The 24,587-nt window shown below is 65.7% G+C and carries 23 protein-coding genes; 16 read left to right on the top strand and 7 right to left on the bottom strand.

Annotated features, from left to right (window positions below):
• Positions 1 to 37: 37 nt before the first annotated feature.
• From QF047_RS15975 to QF047_RS15930, 10 genes are all read left to right on the top strand, one after another.
• Positions 38 to 358, top strand: coding sequence for a hypothetical protein (locus QF047_RS15975; RefSeq protein WP_307279103.1), 321 nt, complete (start codon positions 38 to 40; stop codon positions 356 to 358).
• A gap of 459 nt (positions 359 to 817) precedes the next feature.
• Positions 818 to 1,678, top strand: a complete 861-nt coding sequence (locus QF047_RS15970; RefSeq protein WP_307279101.1) for a glycosyltransferase family 2 protein — start codon at positions 818 to 820, stop codon at positions 1,676 to 1,678.
• Between the two features lies 1 nt (position 1,679).
• Positions 1,680 to 2,675 carry a glycosyltransferase family 2 protein gene (locus QF047_RS15965; RefSeq protein ID WP_307279099.1) on the top strand — a complete coding sequence of 332 codons (996 nt, stop codon included), beginning with the start codon at positions 1,680 to 1,682 and terminating at the stop codon, positions 2,673 to 2,675.
• Positions 2,676 to 2,856: 181 nt separating this feature from the next.
• Complete coding sequence (locus QF047_RS15960; protein ID WP_306638300.1) at positions 2,857 to 3,948, top strand: hypothetical protein; 1,092 nt, start codon at positions 2,857 to 2,859, stop codon at positions 3,946 to 3,948.
• Positions 3,949 to 3,961: 13 nt separating this feature from the next.
• Entirely contained in the window at positions 3,962 to 4,774 is an 813-nt protein-coding gene (locus tag QF047_RS15955) for a glycosyltransferase (protein ID WP_306638301.1), read from the top strand.
• Positions 4,771 to 6,054, top strand: coding sequence for a lipopolysaccharide biosynthesis protein (locus tag QF047_RS15950; RefSeq protein WP_306638302.1), 1,284 nt, complete (start codon positions 4,771 to 4,773; stop codon positions 6,052 to 6,054). The genes QF047_RS15955 and QF047_RS15950 overlap by 4 nt, the downstream gene beginning before the upstream one ends.
• On the top strand, positions 6,051 to 7,829 hold the full coding sequence (locus tag QF047_RS15945) for a glycosyltransferase (protein ID WP_307279095.1): 1,779 nt from the start codon (positions 6,051 to 6,053) through the stop codon (positions 7,827 to 7,829). Before QF047_RS15950 ends, QF047_RS15945 begins: the two co-directional genes overlap by 4 nt.
• Complete coding sequence (locus tag QF047_RS15940) at positions 7,826 to 8,179, top strand: hypothetical protein (RefSeq protein ID WP_307279092.1); 354 nt, start codon at positions 7,826 to 7,828, stop codon at positions 8,177 to 8,179. Before QF047_RS15945 ends, QF047_RS15940 begins: the two co-directional genes overlap by 4 nt.
• On the top strand, positions 8,176 to 8,379 hold the full coding sequence (locus QF047_RS15935) for a hypothetical protein (RefSeq protein ID WP_307279089.1): 204 nt from the start codon (positions 8,176 to 8,178) through the stop codon (positions 8,377 to 8,379). Before QF047_RS15940 ends, QF047_RS15935 begins: the two co-directional genes overlap by 4 nt.
• On the top strand, positions 8,376 to 9,425 hold the full coding sequence (locus tag QF047_RS15930; protein ID WP_307279086.1) for a hypothetical protein: 1,050 nt from the start codon (positions 8,376 to 8,378) through the stop codon (positions 9,423 to 9,425). Before QF047_RS15935 ends, QF047_RS15930 begins: the two co-directional genes overlap by 4 nt.
• A gap of 68 nt (positions 9,426 to 9,493) precedes the next feature.
• On the opposite strand, the gene QF047_RS15925 is transcribed toward QF047_RS15930, so the two are convergent.
• From QF047_RS15925 to QF047_RS15910, 4 genes are all read right to left on the bottom strand, one after another.
• The gene (locus QF047_RS15925; protein WP_307279083.1) at positions 9,494 to 10,222 is read right to left on the bottom strand and encodes a glycoside hydrolase family 16 protein; all 729 of its coding nucleotides are present in this window, start codon (positions 10,220 to 10,222) and stop codon (positions 9,494 to 9,496) included.
• A gap of 396 nt (positions 10,223 to 10,618) precedes the next feature.
• Positions 10,619 to 11,014, bottom strand: a complete 396-nt coding sequence (locus tag QF047_RS15920) for a DUF1622 domain-containing protein (RefSeq protein WP_307279080.1) — start codon at positions 11,012 to 11,014, stop codon at positions 10,619 to 10,621.
• 51 nt (positions 11,015 to 11,065) lie between these two features.
• Positions 11,066 to 11,926 carry an NAD-dependent epimerase/dehydratase family protein gene (locus QF047_RS15915; protein ID WP_307279077.1) on the bottom strand — a complete coding sequence of 287 codons (861 nt, stop codon included), beginning with the start codon at positions 11,924 to 11,926 and terminating at the stop codon, positions 11,066 to 11,068.
• A gap of 3 nt (positions 11,927 to 11,929) precedes the next feature.
• Positions 11,930 to 12,850, bottom strand: coding sequence for an MSMEG_6728 family protein (locus QF047_RS15910; RefSeq protein ID WP_307279076.1), 921 nt, complete (start codon positions 12,848 to 12,850; stop codon positions 11,930 to 11,932).
• A gap of 155 nt (positions 12,851 to 13,005) precedes the next feature.
• Here QF047_RS15910 and QF047_RS15905 point away from each other — a divergent pair, with 155 nt between their 5' ends.
• Positions 13,006 to 13,596 (top strand): hypothetical protein, encoded by a 591-nt coding sequence (locus tag QF047_RS15905; protein WP_373427054.1) that lies wholly within the window; start codon positions 13,006 to 13,008, stop codon positions 13,594 to 13,596.
• Between the two features lie 158 nt (positions 13,597 to 13,754).
• On the opposite strand, the gene QF047_RS15900 is transcribed toward QF047_RS15905, so the two are convergent.
• Positions 13,755 to 14,411, bottom strand: coding sequence for a transglycosylase family protein (locus QF047_RS15900; RefSeq protein WP_307279074.1), 657 nt, complete (start codon positions 14,409 to 14,411; stop codon positions 13,755 to 13,757).
• Positions 14,412 to 14,699: 288 nt separating this feature from the next.
• Here QF047_RS15900 and QF047_RS15895 point away from each other — a divergent pair, with 288 nt between their 5' ends.
• The 3 genes from QF047_RS15895 (at position 14,700) to QF047_RS15885 (ending at position 17,392) form a co-directional block, all read left to right on the top strand.
• On the top strand, positions 14,700 to 15,761 hold the full coding sequence (locus QF047_RS15895) for an adenosine deaminase (protein WP_307279072.1): 1,062 nt from the start codon (positions 14,700 to 14,702) through the stop codon (positions 15,759 to 15,761).
• Between the two features lie 264 nt (positions 15,762 to 16,025).
• The gene (locus QF047_RS15890) at positions 16,026 to 16,952 is read left to right on the top strand and encodes a glycosidase (RefSeq protein ID WP_307279071.1); all 927 of its coding nucleotides are present in this window, start codon (positions 16,026 to 16,028) and stop codon (positions 16,950 to 16,952) included.
• Positions 16,953 to 17,059: 107 nt separating this feature from the next.
• Entirely contained in the window at positions 17,060 to 17,392 is a 333-nt protein-coding gene (locus tag QF047_RS15885; protein ID WP_373427773.1) for an acylphosphatase, read from the top strand.
• Between the two features lie 39 nt (positions 17,393 to 17,431).
• Here the strand turns inward: QF047_RS15885 and QF047_RS15880 are convergent, their stop codons facing one another.
• Complete coding sequence (locus QF047_RS15880; protein ID WP_307279069.1) at positions 17,432 to 21,088, bottom strand: TM0106 family RecB-like putative nuclease; 3,657 nt, start codon at positions 21,086 to 21,088, stop codon at positions 17,432 to 17,434.
• An 86-nt stretch (positions 21,089 to 21,174) separates the two neighbouring features.
• Positions 21,175 to 21,906 (bottom strand): GntR family transcriptional regulator, encoded by a 732-nt coding sequence (locus QF047_RS15875; RefSeq protein ID WP_306638317.1) that lies wholly within the window; start codon positions 21,904 to 21,906, stop codon positions 21,175 to 21,177.
• A gap of 217 nt (positions 21,907 to 22,123) precedes the next feature.
• Between QF047_RS15875 and QF047_RS15870 the strand changes: the two genes are divergently transcribed.
• Together QF047_RS15870 and QF047_RS15865 are read left to right on the top strand one after the other, a co-directional pair.
• Positions 22,124 to 23,545: an MFS transporter gene (locus QF047_RS15870; RefSeq protein WP_307279066.1), complete on the top strand. Its 1,422-nt coding sequence runs from the start codon at positions 22,124 to 22,126 to the stop codon at positions 23,543 to 23,545.
• Positions 23,542 to 24,567 (top strand): L-idonate 5-dehydrogenase, encoded by a 1,026-nt coding sequence (locus QF047_RS15865; RefSeq protein ID WP_307279064.1) that lies wholly within the window; start codon positions 23,542 to 23,544, stop codon positions 24,565 to 24,567. The genes QF047_RS15870 and QF047_RS15865 overlap by 4 nt, the downstream gene beginning before the upstream one ends.
• Positions 24,568 to 24,587 lie beyond the last annotated feature (20 nt).

Raw genomic sequence — 24,587 nt, 5'->3', positions numbered from 1 at the left:
GCTTTCGGCGGCGGTGGCTTTCTGTAAAAGTGGGTCCATGACCTACTTCCTGGAGTACATCATCCCTGCCGCCTCCGCCGACGCCGAGTTTGAGTTCCCCCACGACGAGATCAACTCCGGCACGACGATTCCGTTGAGCGAGACAGACGCGGAGGTCGTACACACTCCGGAACTGCCGGCGCGGACCGGAATCATCGGCGCCACCGCACCGGAAGCAAAGCTTGAAGCCGAACAGCTGATCACCCACAGCCGCGCGTCCGAGGCGTCCTTGTATTTTGATCCGTCCAACTCCCTCCAGGCGGGCGTGGGCACGCTTGTTGCCACCTTCACCGAAGGCAGTGGCTGGCAGGACGCCTAGGTTACCGGCGCTCCGCCGAGCTGCCCATACGGCAGCGAACGACGGCGGAGCCCCCATGCTCCATGAGGTCACCGCGCGTGCACGCGCGGTGACCTCATTTGCGCTGCCCAGTTTCGGGATCCCCCGGGCGCGCCCGGTTTCGGCGTTTTGATGCGGAAACCGGTAAGTCCTACCCGGGAGCCGATGTGGAACCCCTCACCCCACCACGGCCCCAGGAGGAACAGGCCGCATGATTAGTGGCTAATGAAGCAGCGGTAACCCCAATGTACCTAATGCGCCAACCGGCGTTGCCCCTCCACCCCTAATCCTACAAACACCGGAAATTCCCCACGTAGGAAGGGTTATTAAAGCAAGTACCCACTACTGATGTTTACACAGCGGGGCCTACCCTACGCTCAATTTACGAATTAGTTCTACAGGCCACTACCGGCCAAAGTTCTCTAAAAACGCCATGAAGCGGTGAGGGATTTGTCTATTTCAATTCAGCCCCCAATTTCATTCTCCAAGCCGGCGGCAGTACCGGAAAGAGCGTCCATAAGCGTTGTGATCCCAACATTAAACGAAGCCAAAAACGTCCCTTGGGTCCTTCGGCGTATGCCTTTATACGTGGACGAAGTGGTGATAGTTGACGGCCGTTCCACGGACAACACGGTTGGGGTGGCGCGGGCAGTCCGCGGGGACATCGTGGTGGTGAACGAGCAGCGCAAGGGCAAGGGTGTGGCGCTGCGGTCAGGATTTGCCGCAGCAACGGGCGACATCATCGTCATGCTGGACGCCGATGGAAGCATGGACCCCCAGGAAATTGGCTGGTTCGTTTCTCCGCTCCAGCACGACTATGACTTCGTCAAAGGCTCCCGATACGTCACGGGTGGGGGGTCCGAGGACCTGACCTGGCTGCGTCGCGCAGGAAACCGGGCGCTGACCGGATTGGCCAACACGGTCCTGCACAGCAACTACTCGGACCTTTGCTACGGCTACATCGCTTTCCGGCGGGAGTGCCTGGAAGTCCTGCAGCTGGAATCCGATGGATTTGAAATCGAGACAGAACTGATCGTCAGGGCTGCGAAGGCGGGCCTCCGGATTGCCGAGGTCCCCAGTTTCGAACTGGACCGCATCTCCGGGGCGTCAAATCTCCAGACCTTCCGGGACGGCTGGCGGGTATTGGGCACCATGGCCCATGAGTGCCTTCTGTGGGAGGCCCCTACCGCCGGCGCACGCCCCGAGGCGCTTCGCCGCGTGAAGTACGCCTACGCCAACGTGAGCTTCCCGCGCACGCCCACTGATCCACAAAGCGTTCTTCCCGTCGTAAGCGTGGCATGACATGGCGTACGTTCCCTTCCCAAGCGTGAGTGTGATCGTCTGCGCCTACACGGCTGAGCGCTGGAATTTGCTGCTGGGCGTCATCGAGTCCGTCCGCACGCAAACCCGGGCGCCCAGTGAAGTCATTGTCGTGATCGACCACAACGAGGAACTTTACGACCGGTTGGCCGAGACCGTTGGTGACGTCACCATTGCCAAGAACACCGGCCCGCGCGGGCTCTCCGGAGCACGCAACACCGGCGTGGGCCTGGCTGACTCGGACATTGTCGCCTTTCTCGATGATGACGCCGAAGCCGCGCCAGACTGGCTGGAACGCCTAACGGCGCTCTATGACGATCCTGAAGTGCTTGCGGTAGGCGGTCGGGTGGAGCCTGTCTGGGAAGCTGGACGTCCCGGATACTTCGGTGAAGAGCTCGACTGGATCGTTGGCTGCAGCCATCGAGGCTTGCCACGGGTTGCCTCCGAAGTCAGGAACGTGATCGGGGCCAACATGTCGTTCCGGCTCGACGTCATTCGCACGGTGGGCGGCTTCAACATCTCCTTGGGCCGGCAGGGTTCCACTCCCTTAGGCTGCGAGGAAACCGAGATCTGCATTCGGTCGACAATGGGCGCACCCTGGTGCCGCATCGTTTACGAGCCCGCCGCACTGGTCCGCCATCATGTGCCGGCAAGCAGGGGATCCGTCCGCTACATGCTTTCAAGATCCTGGTCGGAAGGGATCTCAAAGGCCCAAGTCAGCCACGTCGTAGGGCACAAGCGGGCACTCGGCCCGGAGCGCCGATATGTCCGCAGCATCCTGCCCCGGGCCATCTTTTCAGCCATAAGTGACTGGAGCCATGGCGATCCTGCCGGACTTGGCCGTGCGGCTGCCATAGTGGCGGTCGTGACGTGTACGGCGGCAGGCTACCTCCGGGGACGTCAGCTTGCGCATGTGCCCGGACGCCCCCTGAACCACCCGGTCCTGGCCGGAGTCAGTCCGTGGCGGGAAGTGAAGTGACCGGGGGTTTGGGGCTCGGGATCGTCAGGGCCAGAAACCTGCACCGCGGCTTCGTCAACGACCTACTCGCAGCCACCGCCACAGCGACGCCAGCGCGGACAGCGTCCATACGGCCAACCCGGACGACACCGCCCGCACCAGCAGCACCATCCGACCGACACCACTTAGACAGGGGACGACCATGAGCACCAGGCAGACCAAGAATCTTCACTTCGACATCCACGGCCGCGTCACGATCAGCGTCGACGGAAAAGCGCCGGCGGCACACCAGCTCCGGACCATGCTGGCGTGTTTCGCCACGGACGCTGAACGGCCGGCCGACATCGTCGTCGATGACCGGCCGGAGCCACTGCCGGATGCTGGCCTGCTCGAGCACGAGCTTGCGTACACGGAGACCGGCGTGCGTTTCAATGCCGACCGGGTCCAGGTGGTGAGGGACGCAGAGCAATGGCGCGTACACGGATCGGGCGAGCTGTTGACCTCTGTGGTCCCTGTTCTCGACGCCGCCATGATCGCTCGGGGAGCTGCGATGATCCATGCGGCAACGATGGCGTACCGGGGCCACGCGATCGCGCTTCCCGCGGCCGGAGGGACCGGTAAGACGAGCACCGCCGCAAAGCTGATGCGGCGTGAGGGCTGGTCGTTTATGGGCGACGACTGGGCCTTCCTCGCCGAGGACGCCACACTGCTCGGCTATGCGAAGCCGATGTTCATCAAGCCGCATCACCGGGCCATCTACCCGCACCTGTTCGAAGGCGTCCGGAAGCCCCTTGTCCCCCCACGGTTCTCGCAGACCGTCGGCAGTCTCACCACGCTGGTGCACCCGTACGTCATCCGTTATCCGCGGCTCGCGGACTTCTCCCGCCGGTGGTCGCCCGAACACCGCATGGTTGACGCGGCCACCGCGTTCCCCGGGCGGGAAGTGACCACCACGGCCCCGCTCGCGGCCGCCATCTATGTTGAGCGGTTCGAAGGAACCAAGACCCGGATTCTCGACCGGACGACCGATTGGATGGTCGACCGCATGATCGGAAACTTCCACATCGAGATGGCAGGCTTCTCGCAGCGGGTTGTCACCGGCCTGGCAGCCACGTCCGTCGTCCCGTGGCGCGAGCACTTCGCAGCGAAAGGCCTCGTGCTGAGCAAAGCACTGGACGGACGTCCCTGCCACCTGCTGCAGGTGCCCGCGGCGTACTCGGCCGACGAGGCGTCGGACGACATCGTCCGGCATCTTGAGGAGCTGCTGCCGTCGGTCCTCGACGAGCAGGTCTGAGGGGTTGGACACAGTGGGCCCCAACCCTGCCGAAGTCACCGCCGTCGTACCGGCCCGCAACGCGGAGCAAATGCTCCCGCGCTGTCTGGAGGCCCTGCGTCAGTCCGGCGTGGCCGAGATCATCGTGGTGGACGGATGCTCCACCGACGGCACCGTCGACCTCGCCCTCGCGGCCGGTGCCCGGGTCCTAAGCGACGAGGGGCGCGGCCTGCCGTGGGCTCGAACGCTCGGTGTGCAGAGCAGCACCACCCGTTGGGTCCTGCTCGTCGACTCCGACGTCGTGTTCGGGCCCGGAGGGGTTGCGGACCTGCTCACGGAGCTCGTCGAGGAAGGCTACGATGCCCTCCAGGCCGGGCTGGAGAGCGTCGCCGGCCCGGGCTACTGGGGGCAGGCGCTGGCACGTCACCACCGCACTGGCCGCAGCCGCAACTGGTTCGGGCTGGTAGCGACCGTCGTGGACCGGGAACTGATGCTGGGTGTGGGTTTCGACGACACCTTCAAGTCAGGCGAGGACATCGAACTGCGTTGGCGGATGCGGAATTCCGGGATGCGCACTGCGGTGTCACGCCGGGTCGTCGTCGAACACCGTTTCGCAGCGGACGACTTCGACTTCGCGCTCGACCAGTTCCTCATGGACGGAACAGGACTGGGAAAGATGATCCGCAAACACGGCTGGCGCGGTGCGAGGTTGGCGCTGCTGCCCGCCGCCGCGGCAGTTCGGGGCAGTGCCTTGAGCCTTGCGGCGGGGCAACCCCGGTGGCTGCGCTACTACATAGCCTTCTGCTGGTACAACTACGCGGGTTTGGTCAAGGGTTTCGCGTCGTGAGCGCCTTGAGGGGGGACCGAGCCGTGGACGCCCCGCCCGTCCGGCACTCCGCCCTGCGCAGCTCACTCGGCCTCATCATCGCCAAAGGCGCCCAGACCGGCTCAGGTTTCGCCTTCTGGGTGGTGGCCGCGCATGCGGCGTCCGAGCGTGAGGTCGGGCTCACTACGGCGGCGGTCTCGGCGGTGTTGATCTGCGCACAGCTCGCGGTGCTTGGCGCCGGGTCGGCCGTGATCGTCTCCATCGGGCGGGGGGAACCGCCGGCACGGGTGCTGGATGCGGCGTTCGGCATCGTGGCACTGGCCAGCACCGTGCTGGGCCTCGGGTACCTCCTGCTGCAGTCGGCCGTGGCGCCGGACACGGCCTCGGTATCGGTTCTCTTCTGGCTCATGTTCCTCGTGGCCGCCGTCACCGGGACCATGGGCACCGTGCTGGACCAGGCGCTCGTGGCACTGGGACGCGGTGCCAGCGCGACCTTGAGGTACACGGTGGGCGGTCTGGTCTCGCTCGGGGCTGCAGCACTCGTGGCCTGGCAAGCGAACCCCGCCGCGGCGGACGTGCTGATGGCATGCTGGACCCTTGGCACCGCCTCTACGTGCATCGTGGGTGTGGTCCAGTTGCGCAGACTCGTCGGCTACCGGCCGCGGCCATCCTTGCACCCGGCGCGTGGCCGTCCGCTGCTGATGGTGGGCATTCCAAACCAGCTCCTCACCCTCACCGAGCGCGCCCCCGGGCTGGTGCTGCCGCTCCTGCTCGTCCACATCGTATCTCCCGAGGCTGCTGCCTACTGGTATCCCGCGTGGATGATGGCTTGGGCGGCCTACACCGCCCCGATGCTGATGGGCATCGTTCAGTTTTCCGAGGGTGTGCGGGAGCCTGGCCGCCTCGTGTCGACCACCTGGGCCACACTCCGGTGGTCGCTCGCCATAGGAGGCCTGGCTGCCGTCGTCCTCATCGTCTTCGCCCGCCCCCTGCTCCATCTGCTGGGAGACCGGTACGCCGACGCGTCCGCCGGCGCCCTGCGGTGGCTGGCGGCCGGTGTGGTTGCCTATGCGGTGCTGCAGTCTTACAACGCCGTGTGCCGGGCCCGCGGCCGCTACGCGGAGGCCATCACGGTCGGCGTGGTCCTCGCAGTCGCCCTCTGCGTCGCAGCATTGTCCGCCGCCGAAAGCGGTCCCAGCGCCATGGCCCTTACCTGGCTGGTGGTGCTCTCCATCGGAGCCCTGGCGGTCGGCCTTCGGCTGCTCGCAGTCCTCCGGCACGTCAAACAGGAGGTACGATGACCAGCACGCTTGATGCGCCGAGCCGCTTAGACAGGCGCTGGAAACCCCGTGACCTGTGGTGCGCCCTCGCAGGACTCGTGTCACTCGCGCTCGCCGCGGGGGCCGCTTCCACAGTGTCCTTGCCCGTGAACAGCGATCTGGGGCTCGTCGCCGTCCTGCCCTACCCGTTCTGGGTGGGGGTCCTGATACTTAACGCCGCCTTCTTCGTGGCCTTGCGCGGGGACTCCGCGGGACCGGCGAGCCGACCGGTGATGGTCTGGCTCGTGGCTGTGCTTGTGCTCGTGCTCTTCGGGGCCGCAGCCTTTGTGACAGACGTACCGCGGGGTGAGGTCGCGTTCCGGCATCTCGGCATCGCGGATGCCCTCTCCGGTATGCAGCGGATCGATCCGAACATCGATGCGTACTTCAACTGGCCGGGCTTCTTCGCCCTCCTTGCGACGGTGCTTGGGGCGACCGGCCTCGACCCAGCGACCCTTGCCCTGTGGGCTCCAGTGCTCAACGTGGGCCTGTGGCTGACTGCCGTGGCCGTGCTCACCGGCTATTTGACCCGGGATCCAAGGCGGCGTTGGCTGGTGCTCTGGCTCTTCTGCCTCGGCAACTGGCAGGACCAGGACTACCTGTCGCCCCAGGCCTTCGGCTTCTTCCTGTATCTCGTTGTGCTTGCGATGCTCCTCGGTCCGCTGGCAGCGCGGTCCGCCAAGTTCCACGGCTTCCGGCGCGCCGACCTGGCGGAGTGGTGGCGGGGGCGCTCGCCAGCCGAACCCCAGCCGGCGCGCCGGCTGGCCGCTCTCGTCGTGACCCTCCTGCTCATCACGGTCATCAACGCCAGCCATCAGCTGACGCCGTTTATGTTGCTCATTGTCATTACCGTTCTCACCCTGAGCGGGCGGGTATGGCCCAGCAGGCTGCCTCTGATCGCCGGCCTGGTGCTGATGCTCTGGCTCGTCTTCCCGGCGAGTACGTACCTCGCCGGGCACCCGCTCCTGCAGGACGCAGGACTGCAGATTGCGGCCGAGTCCAATGTGGTGGATCGTGTGAGCGGGACTCCCGGGCACCTGCTCGCGGTGCAAATCCGGGTCGGCCTCACCGTCCTCCTGTGGGTGCTCGCCGCTGTCGGGGCAGTGCTCGACCGGCGCCGGGGGCGCCTCGACCTCCGTGTGGTCCTCCTCGCCCTCACCCCACTGCTGCTCTTCCCCGCGCAGGCGTACGGCGGAGAAATGCTCATTCGCGTTTCGCTGTTCGCACTGCCCTTCGTAGCCCTGCTGGCGAGCTCGGTGCTGCTCCCCGGAAACGGCGTCGCCCGCCCGTCCGTCCGCGCCGTGGGAGGCCTTGTCCTCACCTGCCTCCTGCTGGCCGTACTGACCGTGACCGGCCGTTTCGGAAACGCCCAGTATGACGTCTTCACCGACAATGAGATGGAGGCAGTCGCCGCCGCGGAGCATCTGGCGCCTCCCGGCTCGGCGATCATCTCTGCAGCCCACCCGACGCCGTGGCGCAGCGGGTCCTACCTCGATCACCGTTACCGGACCATGGATGACCTGTGCCGGGAGGACCTGTCAACTCAGACGTGCGGTCCCATCGTCTACAACTTTGCCCGGCACACCCCGGCCGGCGCCCACATGCTCTTCCTGCGCTCGTCGGAGGCGAGTGTGGTGCTCCAGGGCGACAACAGTGCGGGCGAATTCACCGAGCTGGAGGAGTGGTTTAGCATGCAGGACGGCGTGGAGCTGGTGTTCAACAACGTGGATGCACGTGTGTACAAGGTGGCGCCATGAGTGCCATGAGTGCCATGACTACCGTCAAGCGGCCCACCATGGCGCTCGGCCTCGCCGCCGTCGTGCTGGTGCTCCTGACGCTTGTGGGGCTGCCGACTCCGTTGCAAACGGCCGCCGCGGCAGCTGTCCTCATCCTGCTCCCGGGACAGGCACTGGCCCGGCTCACGCCGGTAACCGACTTCGCCCTCGGAGCGCTGCTCGTCCTGGCGCTTGGCCTCGCCACGCTCACCGTGGTGTCCACGGCGATGTTCTACCTTGCCGTGTGGTCGTGGCAGGCATGCGTCGTCTCGATGGGCGCCATCACCATCCTCGCGTGCCTTGCACGCGCACGGCAGGAGGCTGCGTCATGACCGATCTTGCAGGACTGTTGGTGGCTGCCGCCCTGCTCGTCACCCTCGTCACGCTCGAGGTCCGGCACGCCGGACCAGACCCCAGGCAAACCGCAGCGCCGAGGCTTCTCAGCCGGGCGGTGAGCCGCGGGGCCGTTGCCGTCATGTGGATAGCGTGCCTGCTCCTCCTCCTGCCACGTCTGCTGGAACTACTCACGTGAGTGGCGCAGCCCGGTGGTGGCTCCTCAGCGACCTCCACTTGGGCGCGGCGGACGAGGACCCCCGGCGCCCCGGCAAGGTGCTGCCAGAGTTCCTGCACCGCGAGGTGCTGGCAGCCGCCGGCCAGCAGCACGTCGTTTTTGTCGGTGACACCTTTGAGCTGGCCGGGTTCCCCGAAGAGGAGAGCCTGGCCCGGCTGGAGTCCATCCTGGACCGCCACCCGGACACCTTGCAGGCGCTCAAGGCGTGCGCGGCGCGCGGCGTGCAGTTGCACTTCGTGTGCGGCAACCATGACGTGGAGCTGGCCCGGCCCTCCGTTGGCGCCCGCCTGTCATCGCTGCTGTCACCGGCCGGGCCCGCGCAGGTCCGGGTGCACCCCTGGTTCCTGCACGTGCCCCACGTCCTCGTGGCCGAACACGGGCACCAGCATCACGCGCTGCACCGGATCCCCGAACTGCTGCGCACCGCGGTCAGCGGTACCGACGAGCTGGACCTGCCTCCGCTCGCCGCGTGGCACGCCCAGCCGTCGACATCGCGCCTGAGCCGTGCCGGCGCTGTTGCCCGGGCCTGCCTGGCGTCTGAACGGGCGGAACGCCGCGTCCGTGAGGTTGCCTACGGCGAGCTGTTGCAGGCCGAGTCACTGCGGCTGGAGCTCGACGGGGAGGCTGTCCGGGACCTGGCGCGCCTGTCCCGGTTCCGGACGGTGTCGGTGCTCCCGCGCACCGCCTCCCGCATGGTGCTCGCGGCCGCCGGGCGCAGCATCGCCAGCGAGGAGGCTCCTGCCGCAGCAGCCCGGGTCGCGCGCACCCTCGAAGCGCACAGTTCCGCAGTAGCCTGGTACGTTTCGGCCCACACCCACCGGGCCCTCGAGTCCGCACTCGAAGAATCCACCACCCGGTACGTCAACACCGGCACGTGGTCTTCGGACGTCCGCGGCCGCGGGCCTGACCAGTCGGACCGCGGTGCTTTCCCGTTCGCTGTGGTCGACGTCGCCGAAGAAGGCGCCATCAGCGGCGGGCTGCGGTACTGGCGCCCGGACAACGGCTGAAGCCTGACCGGTATGGGCTCAGTTGGCGTGAGCCAGGGCTCAGCCTATGCCGAGGGGAGCTGGTGCGGTCAGCCCTTTTCCCAGATGGCCACCCAATCCACATACAGATGGCCGCTCGTTGCCGGATCCGGGCACTCCGGCAGGCAGGATTCGGTCTGCAAAATGTAATGCATCGGCGTATCCGGCGTGGCGGTGGTACTCATGCCAATTGATCTGCCGTCAAGAAAAAACTCGACCCGTCCGGGGCTCCACTCGGTGGTGGCCGTGTGCCAGAACCTAAAGGAAGACGGGGTGTGGAACATATCGATCAGCCCGCCCTCATCGCTGCCAGTGCCGTGCATGGCAGCATAGATTGTTGCCGCCAGGTCTCCCTCCGGGAAGTCTATTTCGCCGTCCCGCGGCCACTGTTTGCTGTCGGGCCAGAGCAGCCATGCGGTTTTGAATCCCTTCAGTGCGTCGCCCTTAAACCGCACGGAGTATCGTCCGTAGAGTTGGCTGTTGTAGGGCCGTTCACTGGTCTCCGTAAGCTTGGGCGCCGGTGCCGCGCCCATTGAGTAGCCGTTTTCGGAGTGCAGATACATGTCCAGGACGCCGTCCTGCACACTAAGGACCTTGGACGGGAAATACCCGGACTTTGCCTGATTCAACTGGGCAGCCGTATCCGGCGTACCGTCAGCGTAATTGGCGCTCCACTTCGGGCCGTAGACGTCGCCCGGGAATCCGCCCACCGGCACATTCCCGCTGACAAAATCCTCCGTAAAAACCTGTTTCCACCCGGGCAGGTTGCCGACGGGCATGGCCTCTCCGCTGGGCCGGCTGGTGTTCTTAACCGCTTGGTGCGGCGAGGCAGAGGCCGCATCCGCCCGTTCGGTTCCCTGGGCTTCAGCGCTAAGGGTGGGCGGCGAATCGGAAGCGAAAGTCAGCGAGCCCAGAACCGACAAAAGGACCGCCGAAACGAGGGGGAGTACCCGCATGCGATGCCAGGACCTCTCCAAGTTGTCACCCCGCGGCGGGGCCGCGTCGATGGTTCTGAATCCGTTCATTGCGTTCAGTTGCCTCTGTGATGCGGAGATCGGCCAGGCATCCTCCCAATGCACCGGGGAAAGATACAGGCACTGTACCCCAGTCTGTACGGACCGGGTATGACGTCCCGCCTCACGCCGGGCCCGCTCTTTGGAGCCGTCCGGCAATTCCTATCCTGCAGGTACCTCTGAGGGGTCACCGGATTCCCTGGACTCCTTCTGCCACGGCCAGCGTCCGGTAATTTCAAGCTCAAGGGAAAAACTGAGGAATGTCCGGATCAGCACGATGATGGCCAGGACTCCAACGGTCTCGAAGGTCGGTGTCACCGCGACCGTACGGATGATGTCGGCGGCAACCAACAGCTCAAGCCCCAGCAAAATGGACCTGCCCAGGAGCTGCCGGTATAAGCGGTAGAAGCTCAATTTCCCACTGCCCGCAGGAAGGTTTCGCGGCTGATGACCGCGCAGTGCCAGAGGGACGGACACCAGGGCGCCAACCACCATCACGGCTACTCCGGCAAAATCGACAACCTGCCCGGCAGCCTCAATAACTTCCCGAAAGTCCAAGTTTCCTGCCTCACTCATCCCGCGTCACGTCGCTTTTGTTCAGGGGACAGCCTACGGGTGGCGGATGCCGTTGCCGGCCAGGACGTCCCGGTAACCGTCCCTGAAGGAAGGAAACGCGAAGGTGAAGCCCGTGCTTTGGAGGAGTTTGTTGCTGCAGCGCTTGTTCCCGCCGCGGGCAGGTCCGGCGTCTCCCACCGGCGGCGCAGCCATGCCCAGTTCGCCGGCGAGGAAACGCAGCACGGCTCCGAGATCGGCCGGGTCGTTGTCCACGCCAACGTAGACCGGGCCCGGGCTTGCAGGCATGGTGGCCAGATGCACGATCGCAGCAGCAGCGTCGTCGCGGTGGATACGGTTGGTGTACCGGATGTCCTGGGGAATAACGGCGGAACTGTCGCGCACCTGGTCGATCAACCTGGTCCGGCCCGGCCCATAGATCCCGCCCAGCCGAAGGGACACGGCAGTTGTGGGGGTTCCCTCAAGCCTCTTTCGGAGAAGCTCCTCCGCCTCCCTCAGGATCCTGCCGGAAAAGCCGCCCGGCGCAGGTGCCGTGCCCTCATCAACCCAGCCGCCTCCCGCGTCTCCATAAACCGCGGTGGAGGAGACAAAGAGCACCCGGCCCGGCGTCACGCCGTCGCGCTCCAAAGCATCCAGGACGTTGCCCAGGCCCCGCACATACGCGGACCGGTAGGCATCCTGCGAGGATGAATCTGCGGCCACGGCAATGACGACGGCGGAGGTGTCCGCCGGGACCGGCGGCAGGTTGGGTGCGCTCAGGTCAGCCGCCACACCTTTGATGGCGGCCGGCAGCTTTGCGGGGGAGCGGCGCCAGCCCACTACACGGCGACCGCGGGCAGCGAACCGCAAACCAGCTTCAGTCCCGAGGTCGCCGCAGCCGGCCAGGAGGATCGTCATCCCTTACGGTGCCTCCACCGGGAAGAACACGCGGGGATCCTGCAGGAGTGCCGGGTAGGTGAAGGCCGACCGGTCGATGATCTCGGTAACCGTGAAGTTTCTTCCGAACCTGCCGTCCTCCAGCGTGATGGGCCGGCCCACAACTTGCCCCACCGCAAACTTGTGGCCGTGTTCGAACGGGACGGCGACGGGAGTTTTTCCGGGGAGGGTGGCGAAGGCTTCCTCCTGGGCCAGGCGCTTGCGGGTGGGCTTTTTCAGCTGCGGCCTGGGCGGCGCCTTCCGCGGCTGCTTTGAGGGGCGGCGGGATCCGTCGTCGATGTAGACAGGAGAGTAGCCGTCATCCGGTTCCTCCGCGGCGGACGCGGCAGCGGGGAAACCATGGGCCGGCGGCAGTGCCACCGTGTCCAGGGCCTGGGGATCGACGTCGTGATGCGGGGAGCGGAGGATCCAGAGGATGTCGCCCTCAGGTTCTTGGGGCAGGAACTCGTGTTTGGGTTCGGGCCAGAGGTAGTCCATATCCGGTACCGCGTCTTCAAAAACCGAGCTGTAGAACTTTGGTTCCTTGCGCACCAGCTTGGAGCGGTGGCTCAGGTGGAAGTCGGGGTCGCCCAGCCAGGGCGGCATCGGAATCTTGTCCGCGTAGTCCGGGTGGGCCGCCTGCGGGGCGAACTCTGTGATGTTTTCACGCGTCTTGTCCGGGTGTCCGCGCTTGGTCCATTCGTCCACCATCGCCAGCCCGTACATAGTCAGGGCCGGCACATAACCCATCCACATCCGGATCGCCGGGTGGGTCTGCCAGCCGTATCCGGGAATCACCAGGGCACGCAGTGTCTGGAGCGCTTCGACGCGCTGCTTGCCCAGGCGGGCGGTGTCCAGGGCCGCGGCGCTCTGCCGGAAATCGGGGTACGGGAGGAAGGTTTGCATCCCTTCAGTCTGACGGCAGCTTGCGGATGTGCCAATTGCAGTGCCGGGCGCCACACCTCCCTCAGCGAAGTGTTCACATAGTGGACTCATGCATACACCGGGCAGTCCAACCCACTAGGATCGCCGCAACACCCCACCGTTTTGGAAGCCTACTCATGACATCAACACCTGAAAAAATCGCCGGAATCACCCACTCCTTCGCGCCCCGCTACGGGCAGATGCTGAGCCCGGACGCAAAGGGCATCCTGGTCCTTGACGAATTTACCCTTGATCCCGAGACAGCACGGAAGGACCAGCACCGCTTCCGCGACGGCATCGCCGCCGTCGCCCGGACGGTCCGCCGCATCGCGGCCCTTCGCGTGATCATCGCGGTCGTGGCCATCGCCAATCTTCCACTGTTCCTGCTGTCCAGCGGATGGTGGATTTACGCCGTTTCGCTCGCCCTCGTCGTGGGCGTTCACACCGCGGTCACCCTGCTGAACCGGCACGAGCCGAGGCTCAAGCAGCGGTCTGCGCTGGAGCTGCACATGCACCGGGAGAAGAGCGCCAACTACCGCAAGGTCCGCGACGCCGTGAAGTACATGATTGACACTCCGGGCCGCATGAACGAGCACCTGTACCTGGAGCTCCTGGTGGTCAAGCGCGTGGCCCTCAACCTGGCCCACGGCACCGTTGCTCTACTGGACACCAGCGACGAGTCTGCATGGAAGGTGCGCATCGTGCGCGAGATTCCCGCGAACAGCTGAGTCTCTGCCTTCAGCAGCTTTAAAAGCACGACGCCGGCGTGCCCCTTCTGGGGGCACGCCGGCGTCGTTGTTGGTCAACGGAATTTGTCTATCGCCGACCGGTTTGGGGAGGCCGTGCCGGCCTCGGATACTGCGCCGTCATTCTCGCGGGCAGTGATTCACGCGGGAAGCTGGATGACCTGTCCCTCGAAGACGAGGTTGGGGTCGGAAACGGTGCCGAGGTTGGCGTCGGCAAGGTGCTGCCAGCCGCCGTCGATGCCCAGCTTCGCAGCCACGATGCTCAAAGTGTCGCCCGCCTGCAGCGTGTAGGTCTCGCCACTCAGGGCAACCGCCGTGACGTGCTTGGCAGCCGGAGCCGTGGCGGTGGCTGCCTGGACAGGAGCAGCCTGGACCGGTGCAGTCTGGACTGGTGCCGCCTGGACAGGAACACTCTGCGCCGGCGCACTTTGCGGTGCTGTGCCGGTACCGCCGCCGCTCAAGCCCAGCTGCGCTGCACAGGAGGGCCAGGCGCCCCAGCCCTGCGCTGCCTGGACCTGCTCGGCGACTGCAATCTGCTGCTCACGGCTGGCGTCCGAGGCCGAACCTGCGCCGCCGTACGCTGCCCAGGTGCCGGGACTGAACTGGAGGCCTCCACTGAAGCCATTGCCGGTGTTGGTGGCCCAGTTGCCTCCGCTCTCGCACTGCGCCAGGGAGTCCCAGGTGGAGGCACTCGTGGTGGCGTTGGCCGCGGTCGCTGAAAGCGCGAGGCCGGCGGCTGAAATAGCGGCCACGGTGGCTCCACGGCGTGCGGCAGCACGGAATCTGGTGTTTTTCATGATGGTTATGCTCCTGAAGGCCACCTGCGCTGGTTCCGTCCCCGGAGATCATCGCGCCACTGCCCGCCCCTGACGAATAGAGGTCAATATCGGTGTCTGCCTGCTGGGCAGTTCTGGTGGAGGCAGCACCGGGCATTCATGTCGCCCGCTGTCCGGGCATGCATTTCACGCTAGGACATAGCAGTGCCGTTATCAAACTGAGATCTTTTCTGGGTGCAAGCTGGTGGTTTGCTGGGTGCCTCATTGCCAAGCGAGACGCGAATCCGGTCGGGGCACTATCCTGACCGGATGGATAACTATGCAGGCAGCAGTGCCGTGCCTGAGACCGAACCTGACGCAGTCGAGCCGGAGACGCACGCCAAGCCCCTCCCGGTGGCCGAACTGCACCTTCATATCGAGGGGACGCTGCAGCCGGAACTGATCTTTGCGCTGGCCGAGCGGAACCGCATCACACTGCCGTACTCCGGGCTGGATGAGTTGCGGGCGCGGTATGAGTTCACGGACCTGCAGTCCTTCCTCGACCTGTACTACGCCAACATGGCCGTGTTGCAGACGGAGGAAGACTTCGCCGACATGACTTATGCCTACCTGGAGCGCGCCGCTGCTGCCGGGGTTCGGCACGCTGAGATCATGATGGACCCGCAGGCCCATACCTCGCGCGGCATCCCCTTGAAGACCTGCGTCAACGGCGTCGCTTCCGTCCTGGCCACCTCCCAGGAAGACTTCGGGATCTCCACCATGCTGATCGCAGCTTTCCTGCGGGATCTTTCCGAGGAATCCGCGTTGGAAGTCCTCGACGGTCTGCTGGCAATGAACGCGCCCATCGGAGCGGTGGGGCTGGACTCGGCGGAGGTAGGGAACCCGCCGTCGAAATTCGAGCGGCTCTATGCCAAAGCCCGCGAAGCGGGCCTGCGCCTGACCGCGCACGCGGGCGAGGAGGGGCCGCCGTCGTACATCCTTGAAGCCCTCGATGTCCTGGGCGTTGAGCGGATCGACCACGGCATCCGGTGCATGGAAGATCCTGCCTTGGTGGAACGCCTGGTGGACGCGCGGACCCCGCTGACCGTCTGCCCGTTGTCGAACGTTCGGCTGCGCGCGGTTGACACCCTGGCCGACCACCCGCTGCCCGCCATGCTCGCCGCGGGCCTGAACGTTTCGGTCAATTCTGATGACCCGGCCTACTTCGGCGGCTATGTGGACGACAACTTCAGCCAGTTGGACGCCGTGTTCGAACTCTCCGATTTCGACAAGGCCAGGCTCGCCGCCAACTCCATTCATTCGTCCTTCGCATCGGAGGAGCGGAAGGCGGAACTGCTGGCAGAACTGAACGGCCTCGACGCGGTCCGCTGACGCCAGTTGTGTCACAGGCAACAACCGCGCCCACATGCAGCTAAACTGGGTGCCGCAGGCGTGTCCGGAGGGGTGCAGGGCGGCAGCTGTGAACGCACTCCAGGGTTATGCAGCAAGCCCTACACCCGATACTCCAGACTCACTTCCGGGAATGTCCGCTTCATAGTCGGTCACGACACGCAGAGTTAACCGTATTAAGTCGCGCGATGTAACGGGCAGTTGGCAAGATGCCTAAGACCGATCGCTTTTATAAAAAGGGGAATCATGGCCAAGTCCACCGCAGAAAACACCTTCCTTCGACTCAAGACCGTTTTGGATGTCCTGACCGAAGGCGTGTGGTCCGGTGATGCACTGAACGCGGGGCAGGTCCTCGCGGAGGCTACGGCACGCGTGCCGTTCAACGAGCACGAGGCCGAACTGCTCAGCGGCGGGATTCCCCGCGGGCACAAGACGCTGACTTCCGCCACAGCCAAGCTGGTCAAGGCCGGCTGGCTGGTCAAGGGCCGCTCCGGCTGGACCATCACCGAGGACGGCATGCGTGCCACGGTCGCCTACCCGGACGCGGTGTCCTTCGCCACCGCGCTCGACGCCGGCGCTCCGGTCCCTGCCGGCACTCCGGTTCCTGCGGCTCCCGCTGGGTTCGTCCGCCAGACCACCGCCGTTCCTGAAACAGCGGCGCCGGTTGCTGCGAAGGCCGAGGCCAAGAAGACCACCAGGAAAACTCCTGCCAAGAAGGCCGCTGCTGCCGTGGAAAAGGCAGCGAAGGTGCTTGAAGACGCCGTTGAGCCCGTGGTGAAGGCCGTGCGCAAGGGCAAGGCTTCCGCCAAGACCACGGACGCTGCAGCACCTGCGGCTGCCGAGCCGTTCGAGGACGCGGACGTTGAGACGCACCCGCAGCCCGAAGCTGTGGCTGTTGCGGGCGACTTCAACACCTTCCTCGGTGCACCCGAAAACTGGGCGCCGCAGTACGACGAGGCGCAGATGGAGTTCGACTTCCTGGACCAGCTCTGGAAGAAGAGCGCGGAACTGCCGGCCGGCCACTACACCTTCAAGATCGCCATCAACCGGTCCTGGGACGAGAACTACGGCGCGTTCGGCACCTTCGACGGCCCGAACCATGAGCTGTACCACGACGGCGGCACTGTCACCATCCGCTACAACCACAGCACCCGCGACATCACCATCAACTAACAGCTCCGCCCTCCCAAGTAAGTAGCGCTAAGTGTCGTTTTGGAGCCCCATAACGACACTTGGCGCTACTTACTTGGGAGGAGCGGCACTGACGGAGGGGAGGCGCCGTGGCAAGGCACGCAGGTCCATCATCGGGGGTGCCTGATTCTTCTGATCAGTCGGACACGGGTTCGGTCCGGCTGACTGCCCGCGTTTTTGGCGTGGTGCAGGGTGTCGGGTTCCGTTTCTGGACCATGGGCAAGGCGGAAGAGCTGGGCCTCAGCGGCGAGGTGAAGAATCTCGACGACGGTTCGGTCGCCTTGGTGGCCGAGGGGCCGCAGTGGAAGGTCCACGAGCTCCGGGAATGGTTGAACTCGAACCGGACACCCGGCCAGGTGGAACGGGTGGAGGACACCATTTCCGAAGCTGAGGGTAACTTCCGCGGCTTCAACGCACGCTGACTTCGCCTGCTTGTCCGGGACTCAATTCGTGCGAGGGCCTCAATCCCTTGGGCTAAGCCCGATGAAGGCGCCCAACTCCTCCAGGGCTGCGGGCCGGTGCGGCATGTAGCTGGTGAGCTCGGGGGAGCGGATAATGACTGCCCGCCACTGCCCGCGTGAGACCGCTACATTGATCCGGTTCCGGTTCAGCAGGAACTCAGCGCCGCGGGGTGCCTCGCTGACCGCGGAACAGGCCATCGAGACAAGCACTACGGGTGCCTCCTGGCCTTGGAACTTGTCCACGGTCCCGACCCGGACGTCAGGCAGGCCGTCCTCCGCGAGGGCTCTCCGGATGAGGTGGACTTGGGCGTTGTATGCGGCCACTACCAACAGGTCTTCCTGGCCCAGCGGACGGGACTCGCTGTCCCCGCCCGGCGTCCACTTCAGCCCGAGGTGCCGCCGCGCCTGGCGGACCACCTCGGCGGCTTCCTCCTTGGACGCGGTGGCGTTGCCGCTGTGGTTGACGAATACTGTCTCCACCCCGGGAGGCAGTTGTTCCAGCTGGCGCAGCGAGGCCGCGGGTGCCGATTGGAGCTTTCCCTCGTAGCTCAGCTGCGAGACCGCGCGGCACAGTTCAGGATGCATGCGCCAGCTGTCTGCCAGGAAGTAGCCGAGGCTGGCCGGCAGGGTGGCGTGCCCGGCGGCCAGCCAGCCCAAGGCGGATTCGTCCACGGGTTCCGGGTGGGCGCCCTGGCTGACCTGCGGCAGTTGCTGGGGATCGCCGAGCAGGAGGAGCCGCTTCGCTGACCGGGAAACGGCGAGCGTATTGGCCAGCGAGAACTGCCCGGCCTCATCGATGACCAGCAGGTCCAGCGAACCGGCCGGGACCTCCTTGCCTGTCATGGTCCAGGCAGTGCCGCCCACCAGGCAGCCGCCGGGAGAGGCCAACAACCTGCCGACGTCGCCCTCAGCGGTGCCCTGCCACGGAACGTCGTGCGGGGATGCGAGCTTTTTCGCGACCACAGCCGGCTCCACTCCACCGGTGGCGATGGCACAGCACAGCAGGTTTTCGACCACATTGTGCGACTGGCCCACCACACCGATTTTCCAGCCCTCACCCACCAGTCGGCCGATGACATGAGCACCAACGTACGTCTTTCCGGTGCCGGGAGGGCCCTGGACGGCGAGGTAGGAACGGTCGAGATCACGAACGGAGCCAGTGATGGCGGCGGCGTAATCGGCGGAACCATCGGGCCCGTGCGGAACGTCCACTGGCTGCCGGAGGGTTCGGAAGCGCGGGGGCTGCTTGCGCAGGATGTCCAGTCCCGGCTGGGCAGGCAGCGACGGCACCGATGTTCCGACGGCGGCAGCAATCTCGGCGATGGCAGCCTCGATACTGGCGGTGGCCAGCGGTTGGTCCTCAGTGAGGGCTACCGGCAGGTGCGGGTACGCGGCAACCTTCCCGGACTCGCGCTCGGCGATGGTGATGACGACCTGTCCGGGGTTGTCCGGGGCAGGCATGATCTCACTGATCCTGGTTCCAAACGTGAACGCCCGGGCACCGGGAGCGGCGTCGGGGCCGGCCATGCCGTCCGGTGGAGGAGCGTCGTAGAGCCGGCACCAGCTGGAGTCAGCCCGAAAATCCGATCCCTCCGTCATAGTGCCCTGGAGCCGCAGGATCCGCGTGCGCATGCGTTCCCGTGGTTTCGCGAGTGCCCAATCGGAGGTAACTTCGGCGGACGCCACCACAAAAACGTTCCGCTGGTCCGACCAGTTCTCGATGGGTGCTTCCACCCGGTCAAAGTGCTGCCACCAGAACTGCTTACGCTCACGGCGGTGGTAGCCGGTAGCTGCGGCGACCATGGCGATGGCGCGTTCGTCGTCCGTCCAGGGGCGGTTGTCCGGCAGACCCGCCAGGTACTCCCGCAACCGGCGTTCCTCCGCAGTTTCAGGAGCGTCAGCCGTCTCGTCAGGCGCTGCGGGGCGGTCATCGGCTTCAGTAACGGCAGGCAGACCGGCTGGCGCTTTCGACGTAGCCGAAGGAGGTTCCGCGCCGGTCAGCCCGGCGACCTCCAGCAGCCAGTCGCGCAGTCGAAGCGTGGAGAGGCAGTCGTACCGGTTGTAGTCCGAGATGGACGCCAGGATTGTCGCCGCCTCGGCCGTGTTCCCCCCATCGCGTGCCGCGCAGTAGGCGGCGTAGGCCACCACCGAGGCGCCGGCGTCCTTGACGTCCCCGGAGCGGAGGTTGTCTCCCATGTACAGCGGTTCGAGCTTCTTGATCGAGTAGGACGCTTCGGAAATGCGCAGGGACTGCCGGACCGTGGCGTAGAGGTCAACGAGCAGGCCTTCACGGAGCCAGGCGTCCACCGTGTCCTCGCCGGCCTGGTGGGCCAGGGAAAGGTTCCGCAGGGCTGTCTTTTCGTAGGCCGCGTAGTGGTAGACGTGCATGTCCGGGTAGCGGGCCCGGCGTGCCTCCACGTAGTCCAGGAAGGCCAGGAAGGCTCTGCGTTCTTCGGAGCGGGAGTGGGCCCAGAACGGGCGGAACACGGGATCGCCGGGATCGCCTTCAACCGGGTCGCTTGTAACCGGAGCCTCAATCACGCCGAACAGGTACTCAATACCCCATGCCCCGGTGGCCGGGTCCTGCCACAGCGGATCGCCTTCGAAGTCGAAGAAGATGTCACCCGGACTGGGCGCAGGGATAGATGCAATGGTGTTCTCCAGCAGGACTGTATAGGAAACGGTGTGCGGCTGGCCGTCCTTGATGAACGTCCTGGATCCTGCGGGCGCGTCAAGGCCCAGTTGCATCCGCGCCTGGGCCCGGAGCCGGACCATGGAGTTTCGGGCGTCTTCTGCAGGCATGGCTGCGAGCTGGTCGATGGTGGTGATGCCGGCAGCGTGCAGTTTCCTCCGCTGCACCACGGACATGCCGGCCACCATCAGCAGGTCCCGGTGCTTCTGCACCTGCTCGGCGCAGTAGTCGCAGCGGCCGCAGTGGACGATGCCGGGCTGCTGCCAACGGACGGTGGTATCGGCGGCCCGGTGTTCCGCTGTCAGCTGGCGGAAGCGCCGGCGTCGTTCGCGGAAAACAGGCAGCAGGTCGGGGAGGGAGTGGCTGCTGCGGAGCCAGTCCTCACCTACCCGCGTTCCGAGGACCAGGGTCACAGTGGGGGAGGGGGCGAGGCCCATCCCGAGGAGCTGGTCACCGTACGCTGCGAGTTGCAGCAGGGCACCCACCTTCGCATGGCGGGCCAGCTTGGTGTCCCAGACTTCGTAACGGCCGGGACTGCCTGTGCCGGCGCCCTCGTTGACAAGGAAGTCCGCGTAGCCCAGGAATTCGCCGTCGAAGAACGTGGCCTGGAAAACAACGTCGGCACCGGAGCGGAGGGCGAGCTCGGTTTCCGCGTGCTTGGCCTGGAGCTCTCCGCGCAGGTTCTGCCCGCGGTCAAGTGAGTAGACGCCCGTTCCGCGGCTGGCATCCCACTCGCCGTACTTGGTGATCAGGCTGGCCAGGACGGTGTGCTCGTGCTTGTCGCCGAGCTCACCGGCGCGAACCTGCATCTCGTCCGCTTCAAATTTCGCTTTGGGGGTGCGGCCCAGCTTTTCGTCGAGGATCCGGAGCGTGCGGTACTCACACTCGCTGGCGGCTACCAGATCGCTGGCAGAAAACACCAGGTCCGGCAGCGCACCGGCAGTTGCAGCTTCGAGCAAAAACACGGGGCCTCCCCATCGACAGCCGGGCCGGAGGACGGTTCCCCCGGCCTTGATTCAAACGTAGCAAGAGGGGCCGACAATTCCCCGTCCTAGGACAGGCGGGCCACATTCCGCCGGACGGGGCGGCGTGCAGTTCCGTCGGAAAAGAGATCGGGGGAGGACGCCTGGATCCGCTTGATGTCATCAAAGACGCCGCGAAGATGCAGCCGCAGGGAGTTGTCCGCATCTGCGAGGTTCCGAGCCTCCAAAGCGTCGACCACGGCGGTATGCTGCTCAATCAGCGTGGACACCGGCCGGGTGTCGATCAGGCTGAGCCGTCGGGCACGGTCCAGATGTGCCTTCGCGGAGTTGACTGCATTCCAGGCGGACTCATGCCCGGCCAAACGCAGCAGCTCACGGTGGAAATCCTCGTCCAGGCGGAAGAACTCTTCGATGTCGCCACTGGCCTCGGCCTCACGCTGGCCGGCCAGGATGTCCCGAAGGCCAGCCACGGCGTCAGCATCCGCGGCGAAGTCAGTCAGTGAGGCGCATTCGATGGCTTCCCGGACAAACTGGGCCTCCGCAACGCGGGACAGGTCCACCAAGGAGACGAAGGAACCGATTTGCGGGAAGACCTGTACCAGGCCCTCCTCGCGCAGGAGAATCAGGCTCTCCCGGACGGGAGTGCGGCTGATGCCCATCTCCTGGGCCAGTTCATTCTCGGAGAGGGGTTCTCCGGGAGGCAGCTCCAGCGAGATGATCCGACGCCGGAGCGTCTCGAGCGTCTGGTCCCTTACGGACAGCCGCGGGGACGGAGCCTTTTCGCCTTTGCCTGATGCCATGTATCCAGTGTAGCTACCGTTGACAAACTAGAATGGTAGTGCTTGTATGGTAGTAAGAAATCAGCCGATCCGCAGGCCGAATGCCACTTCCGGGAATAGTCTGGAAGCTACGGCAGGTAGGGCCCAAAAACCGCGACCTGCCCCTTATCCAAGGGCGGCAATCTTCGAAGCACACTCTCCCCAAACCCCCTTTTCATCGCCTGCAAAGGAGCAACAGATGACCGAGAGCATCGCGCCCCCTACTGCCAAGGCAGAGTCCCGCAGCACCAAGGACCTGGCCAAGGTGGCCGTTTCCGGCTGGTTGGGCACCGCCATGGAATTCATGGACTTTCAGCTTTATTCCCTGGCCGCGGCCATTGTTTTCAATAAGATCTTTTTCCCTGACGTCAGCCCGGTCATCGGCCTCATCGCTGCGATGGCGACCTACGGCGTCGGCTACGTTGCCCGCCTCGTGGGCGCTGTCTACTTTGGCCGCATGGGCGACAGGATCGGCCGCAAGAAGGTCCTCTTCATCACCATCGCGCTGATGGGTGCGTCCACCACGCTCATCGGCGTCCTGCCCACCTACGGCATGGTGGGCATCTGGGCGCCCATCCTCCTCGTGGCATTGCGACTGATCCAGGGCTTCGGTGCCGGCGCCGAAATCGCCGGCGCCACCGTGATGCTGGCGGAATACGCCCCGGCCCGCCGCCGCGGCCTGATTTCCTCGCTGGTCTGCCTCGGCACCAACTCCGGCACCCTCGCCGCCACCGCGCTCTGGGCCATCCTGGTGGCGGTACTCTCCGAGGACCAGCTGCTGACCTGGGGCTGGCGCTTGCCGTTCCTGGCAAGCTTCCTGCTGATGATCTTCGCCGTCTGGATCCGCCGCTCGCTCAAGGAGAGCCCGGTCTTCGAACAGCGTGAGGACGTCGTCGATGGCGTCGCACTCGCCAAGCGCGACCTCGCCGCTGAAGTAAACGCGTCCGCAGCAAACGAAGCAGACCAGCCCAAGCACCTGACCGAGTCCACCAGCACGATCGAAGCCGCGCTGCACCAGCGCAAGGGCAAGTCCTTCCTGATCGCACTCGGCCTCCGCTTCGGACAGGCCGGCAACTCAGGCCTCATCCAGACCTTCCTCATTGGCTATCTGGTCACGGTCCTGCTCATGAACAAGTCCGTCGGCACAACGGCCATCATGATTGGCTCGATCATCGGGTTCGCCACCATCCCGCTGGTCGGCATCCTGGGCGACCGCTTCGGCCGCCGGCCCCTGTACATCATCCTGAGCGCCACCACCGCCGTCTTCGCAATTCCCATGATGCTCATGGTCACCAGTGGCAACCCGACCCTCGTCACCATCGCGATCGTGGCCGGCCTGAACCTGGGTGTGCTCAGCCTCTTCTCGATGGAGAGCGTCACCATGGCCGAGTTCTTCGGAGCCCGCACCCGCTTCACCCAGCTCGCCCTGGCCAAGGAAATCGGCGGGATCCTCGCCACGGCCATCGGCCCGATCCTCGCCGCCACGCTGACTGCCGTCACCGGGCACTGGTGGCCGCTGGCCGCCATGCTCGTCGGCTACTCGCTGATCACGCTGCTCGCCGCAGTTGTTGGCCCCGAAGTCCGCGGCCGCGACATGGTCCGCCTGGAAGACGCCGCATGAAAGCAGTAGTCGTCCACGGTGCCAACGACCTCCGCATCGATGAACGCCCCGAGCCCGTCGCCGGGCGGGGGGAGGTTGTCCTCGACGTCGAATGGGGCGGGATCTGCGGCTCCGACCTTTCCTACTGGCGCCACGGCGCCTCCGGGACCGCCCAGCTGAAGTCCCCGCTCGTCCTCGGCCACGAGGTGGCGGGCCGGATCGCCCAGCTGGGCGACGGCGTCGAAAACCTCGAGGTCGGCCAGCCGGTCACCGTCCATCCCGCGGAACTCGTAGGGGACGGGATCATGCCGGAACGGCTCAGCGGCCGGACTAACCTGTACCCCCGGATCCGGTACTTCGGATCGGCAGCCTTCGATCCGCACACCGACGGCGGTTTCAGCGAACGGAAGCTGGTCCGCGCGTCGCAGATCCGTCCGCTTCCCGACGGCGTGGACACACTGCGCGGGGCACTTGCTGAACCGCTCGCCGTCGCACTTCACGCGGTGGGCCGGGCGGGTTCGCTGACCGGCCGCGACGTGCTGGTCAACGGCGCCGGGCCGATCGGATCCCTGGTGGTCGCGGCTGCCAGGTACGCCGGCGCACGGACCGTCATCGCCACGGACATCAACGATGCCTCGTTGCGGATCGCAAAGGCCATGGGCGCCGACGAGGTCCGCAACTTATCCGACGGAGCAACGCTGCCGGAGGATGTGGAGCTCGTGTTCGAGGCCACGGGGATCCCCACCGTCCTGGGCGGCATCCTCCGGGCCACCGCCCGGGGAGGCACGCTCGTCCAGGTGGGCAACCTGCCCGGAGCCCCGGCTCCGGCCGCCCTCGGGGATCTCGTGACGCGGGAAATCACGTGGATCGGCTCGTACCGGTTCGCGGACGAGATCATCGACGCGCTCAAGGCCATGTCCGACGGCCTGGACGTCTCACCCGTCATCACCCACAAGTTCGGCATCGACCAGGCCGCGGAAGCCATGCAGGTCTCCGCGGACCCTGCCGCCGGCAGCAGCAAGGTTATGCTCCGCCTCTCCTGACCCAAACCAAGGAGCAGCAG

Origin of the sequence: Arthrobacter sp. W4I7 (assembly GCF_030816215.1) — a bacterium.
GTDB lineage: Bacteria > Actinomycetota > Actinomycetes > Actinomycetales > Micrococcaceae > Arthrobacter > Arthrobacter siccitolerans_A.
Note: the sequence above shows the minus strand (reverse complement) of the source record. Positions and strands in the feature narration are given on the sequence as shown.

What these genes read in the sequence shown, in the direction of transcription:
- QF047_RS15975 (WP_307279103.1), top strand. Translation starts at nt 38, where the DNA reads ATGACCTACTTCCTGGAGTACATCATCCCTGCCGCCTCCGCCGACGCC.
- QF047_RS15965 (WP_307279099.1), top strand. Translation starts at nt 1,680, where the DNA reads ATGGCGTACGTTCCCTTCCCAAGCGTGAGTGTGATCGTCTGCGCCTAC.
- QF047_RS15960 (WP_306638300.1), top strand. Translation starts at nt 2,857, where the DNA reads ATGAGCACCAGGCAGACCAAGAATCTTCACTTCGACATCCACGGCCGC.
- QF047_RS15945 (WP_307279095.1), top strand. Translation starts at nt 6,051, where the DNA reads ATGACCAGCACGCTTGATGCGCCGAGCCGCTTAGACAGGCGCTGGAAA.
- QF047_RS15940 (WP_307279092.1), top strand. Translation starts at nt 7,826, where the DNA reads ATGAGTGCCATGAGTGCCATGACTACCGTCAAGCGGCCCACCATGGCG.
- QF047_RS15935 (WP_307279089.1), top strand. Translation starts at nt 8,176, where the DNA reads ATGACCGATCTTGCAGGACTGTTGGTGGCTGCCGCCCTGCTCGTCACC.
- QF047_RS15925 (WP_307279083.1), bottom strand. Translation starts at nt 10,222, where the DNA reads ATGCCCGTCGGCAACCTGCCCGGGTGGAAACAGGTTTTTACGGAGGAT.
- QF047_RS15915 (WP_307279077.1), bottom strand. Translation starts at nt 11,926, where the DNA reads ATGACGATCCTCCTGGCCGGCTGCGGCGACCTCGGGACTGAAGCTGGT.
- QF047_RS15910 (WP_307279076.1), bottom strand. Translation starts at nt 12,850, where the DNA reads ATGCAAACCTTCCTCCCGTACCCCGATTTCCGGCAGAGCGCCGCGGCC.
- QF047_RS15905 (WP_373427054.1), top strand. Translation starts at nt 13,006, where the DNA reads ATGACATCAACACCTGAAAAAATCGCCGGAATCACCCACTCCTTCGCG.
- QF047_RS15900 (WP_307279074.1), bottom strand. Translation starts at nt 14,411, where the DNA reads ATGAAAAACACCAGATTCCGTGCTGCCGCACGCCGTGGAGCCACCGTG.
- QF047_RS15895 (WP_307279072.1), top strand. Translation starts at nt 14,700, where the DNA reads ATGGATAACTATGCAGGCAGCAGTGCCGTGCCTGAGACCGAACCTGAC.
- QF047_RS15890 (WP_307279071.1), top strand. Translation starts at nt 16,026, where the DNA reads ATGGCCAAGTCCACCGCAGAAAACACCTTCCTTCGACTCAAGACCGTT.
- QF047_RS15875 (WP_306638317.1), bottom strand. Translation starts at nt 21,906, where the DNA reads ATGGCATCAGGCAAAGGCGAAAAGGCTCCGTCCCCGCGGCTGTCCGTA.
- QF047_RS15870 (WP_307279066.1), top strand. Translation starts at nt 22,124, where the DNA reads ATGACCGAGAGCATCGCGCCCCCTACTGCCAAGGCAGAGTCCCGCAGC.
- QF047_RS15865 (WP_307279064.1), top strand. Translation starts at nt 23,542, where the DNA reads ATGAAAGCAGTAGTCGTCCACGGTGCCAACGACCTCCGCATCGATGAA.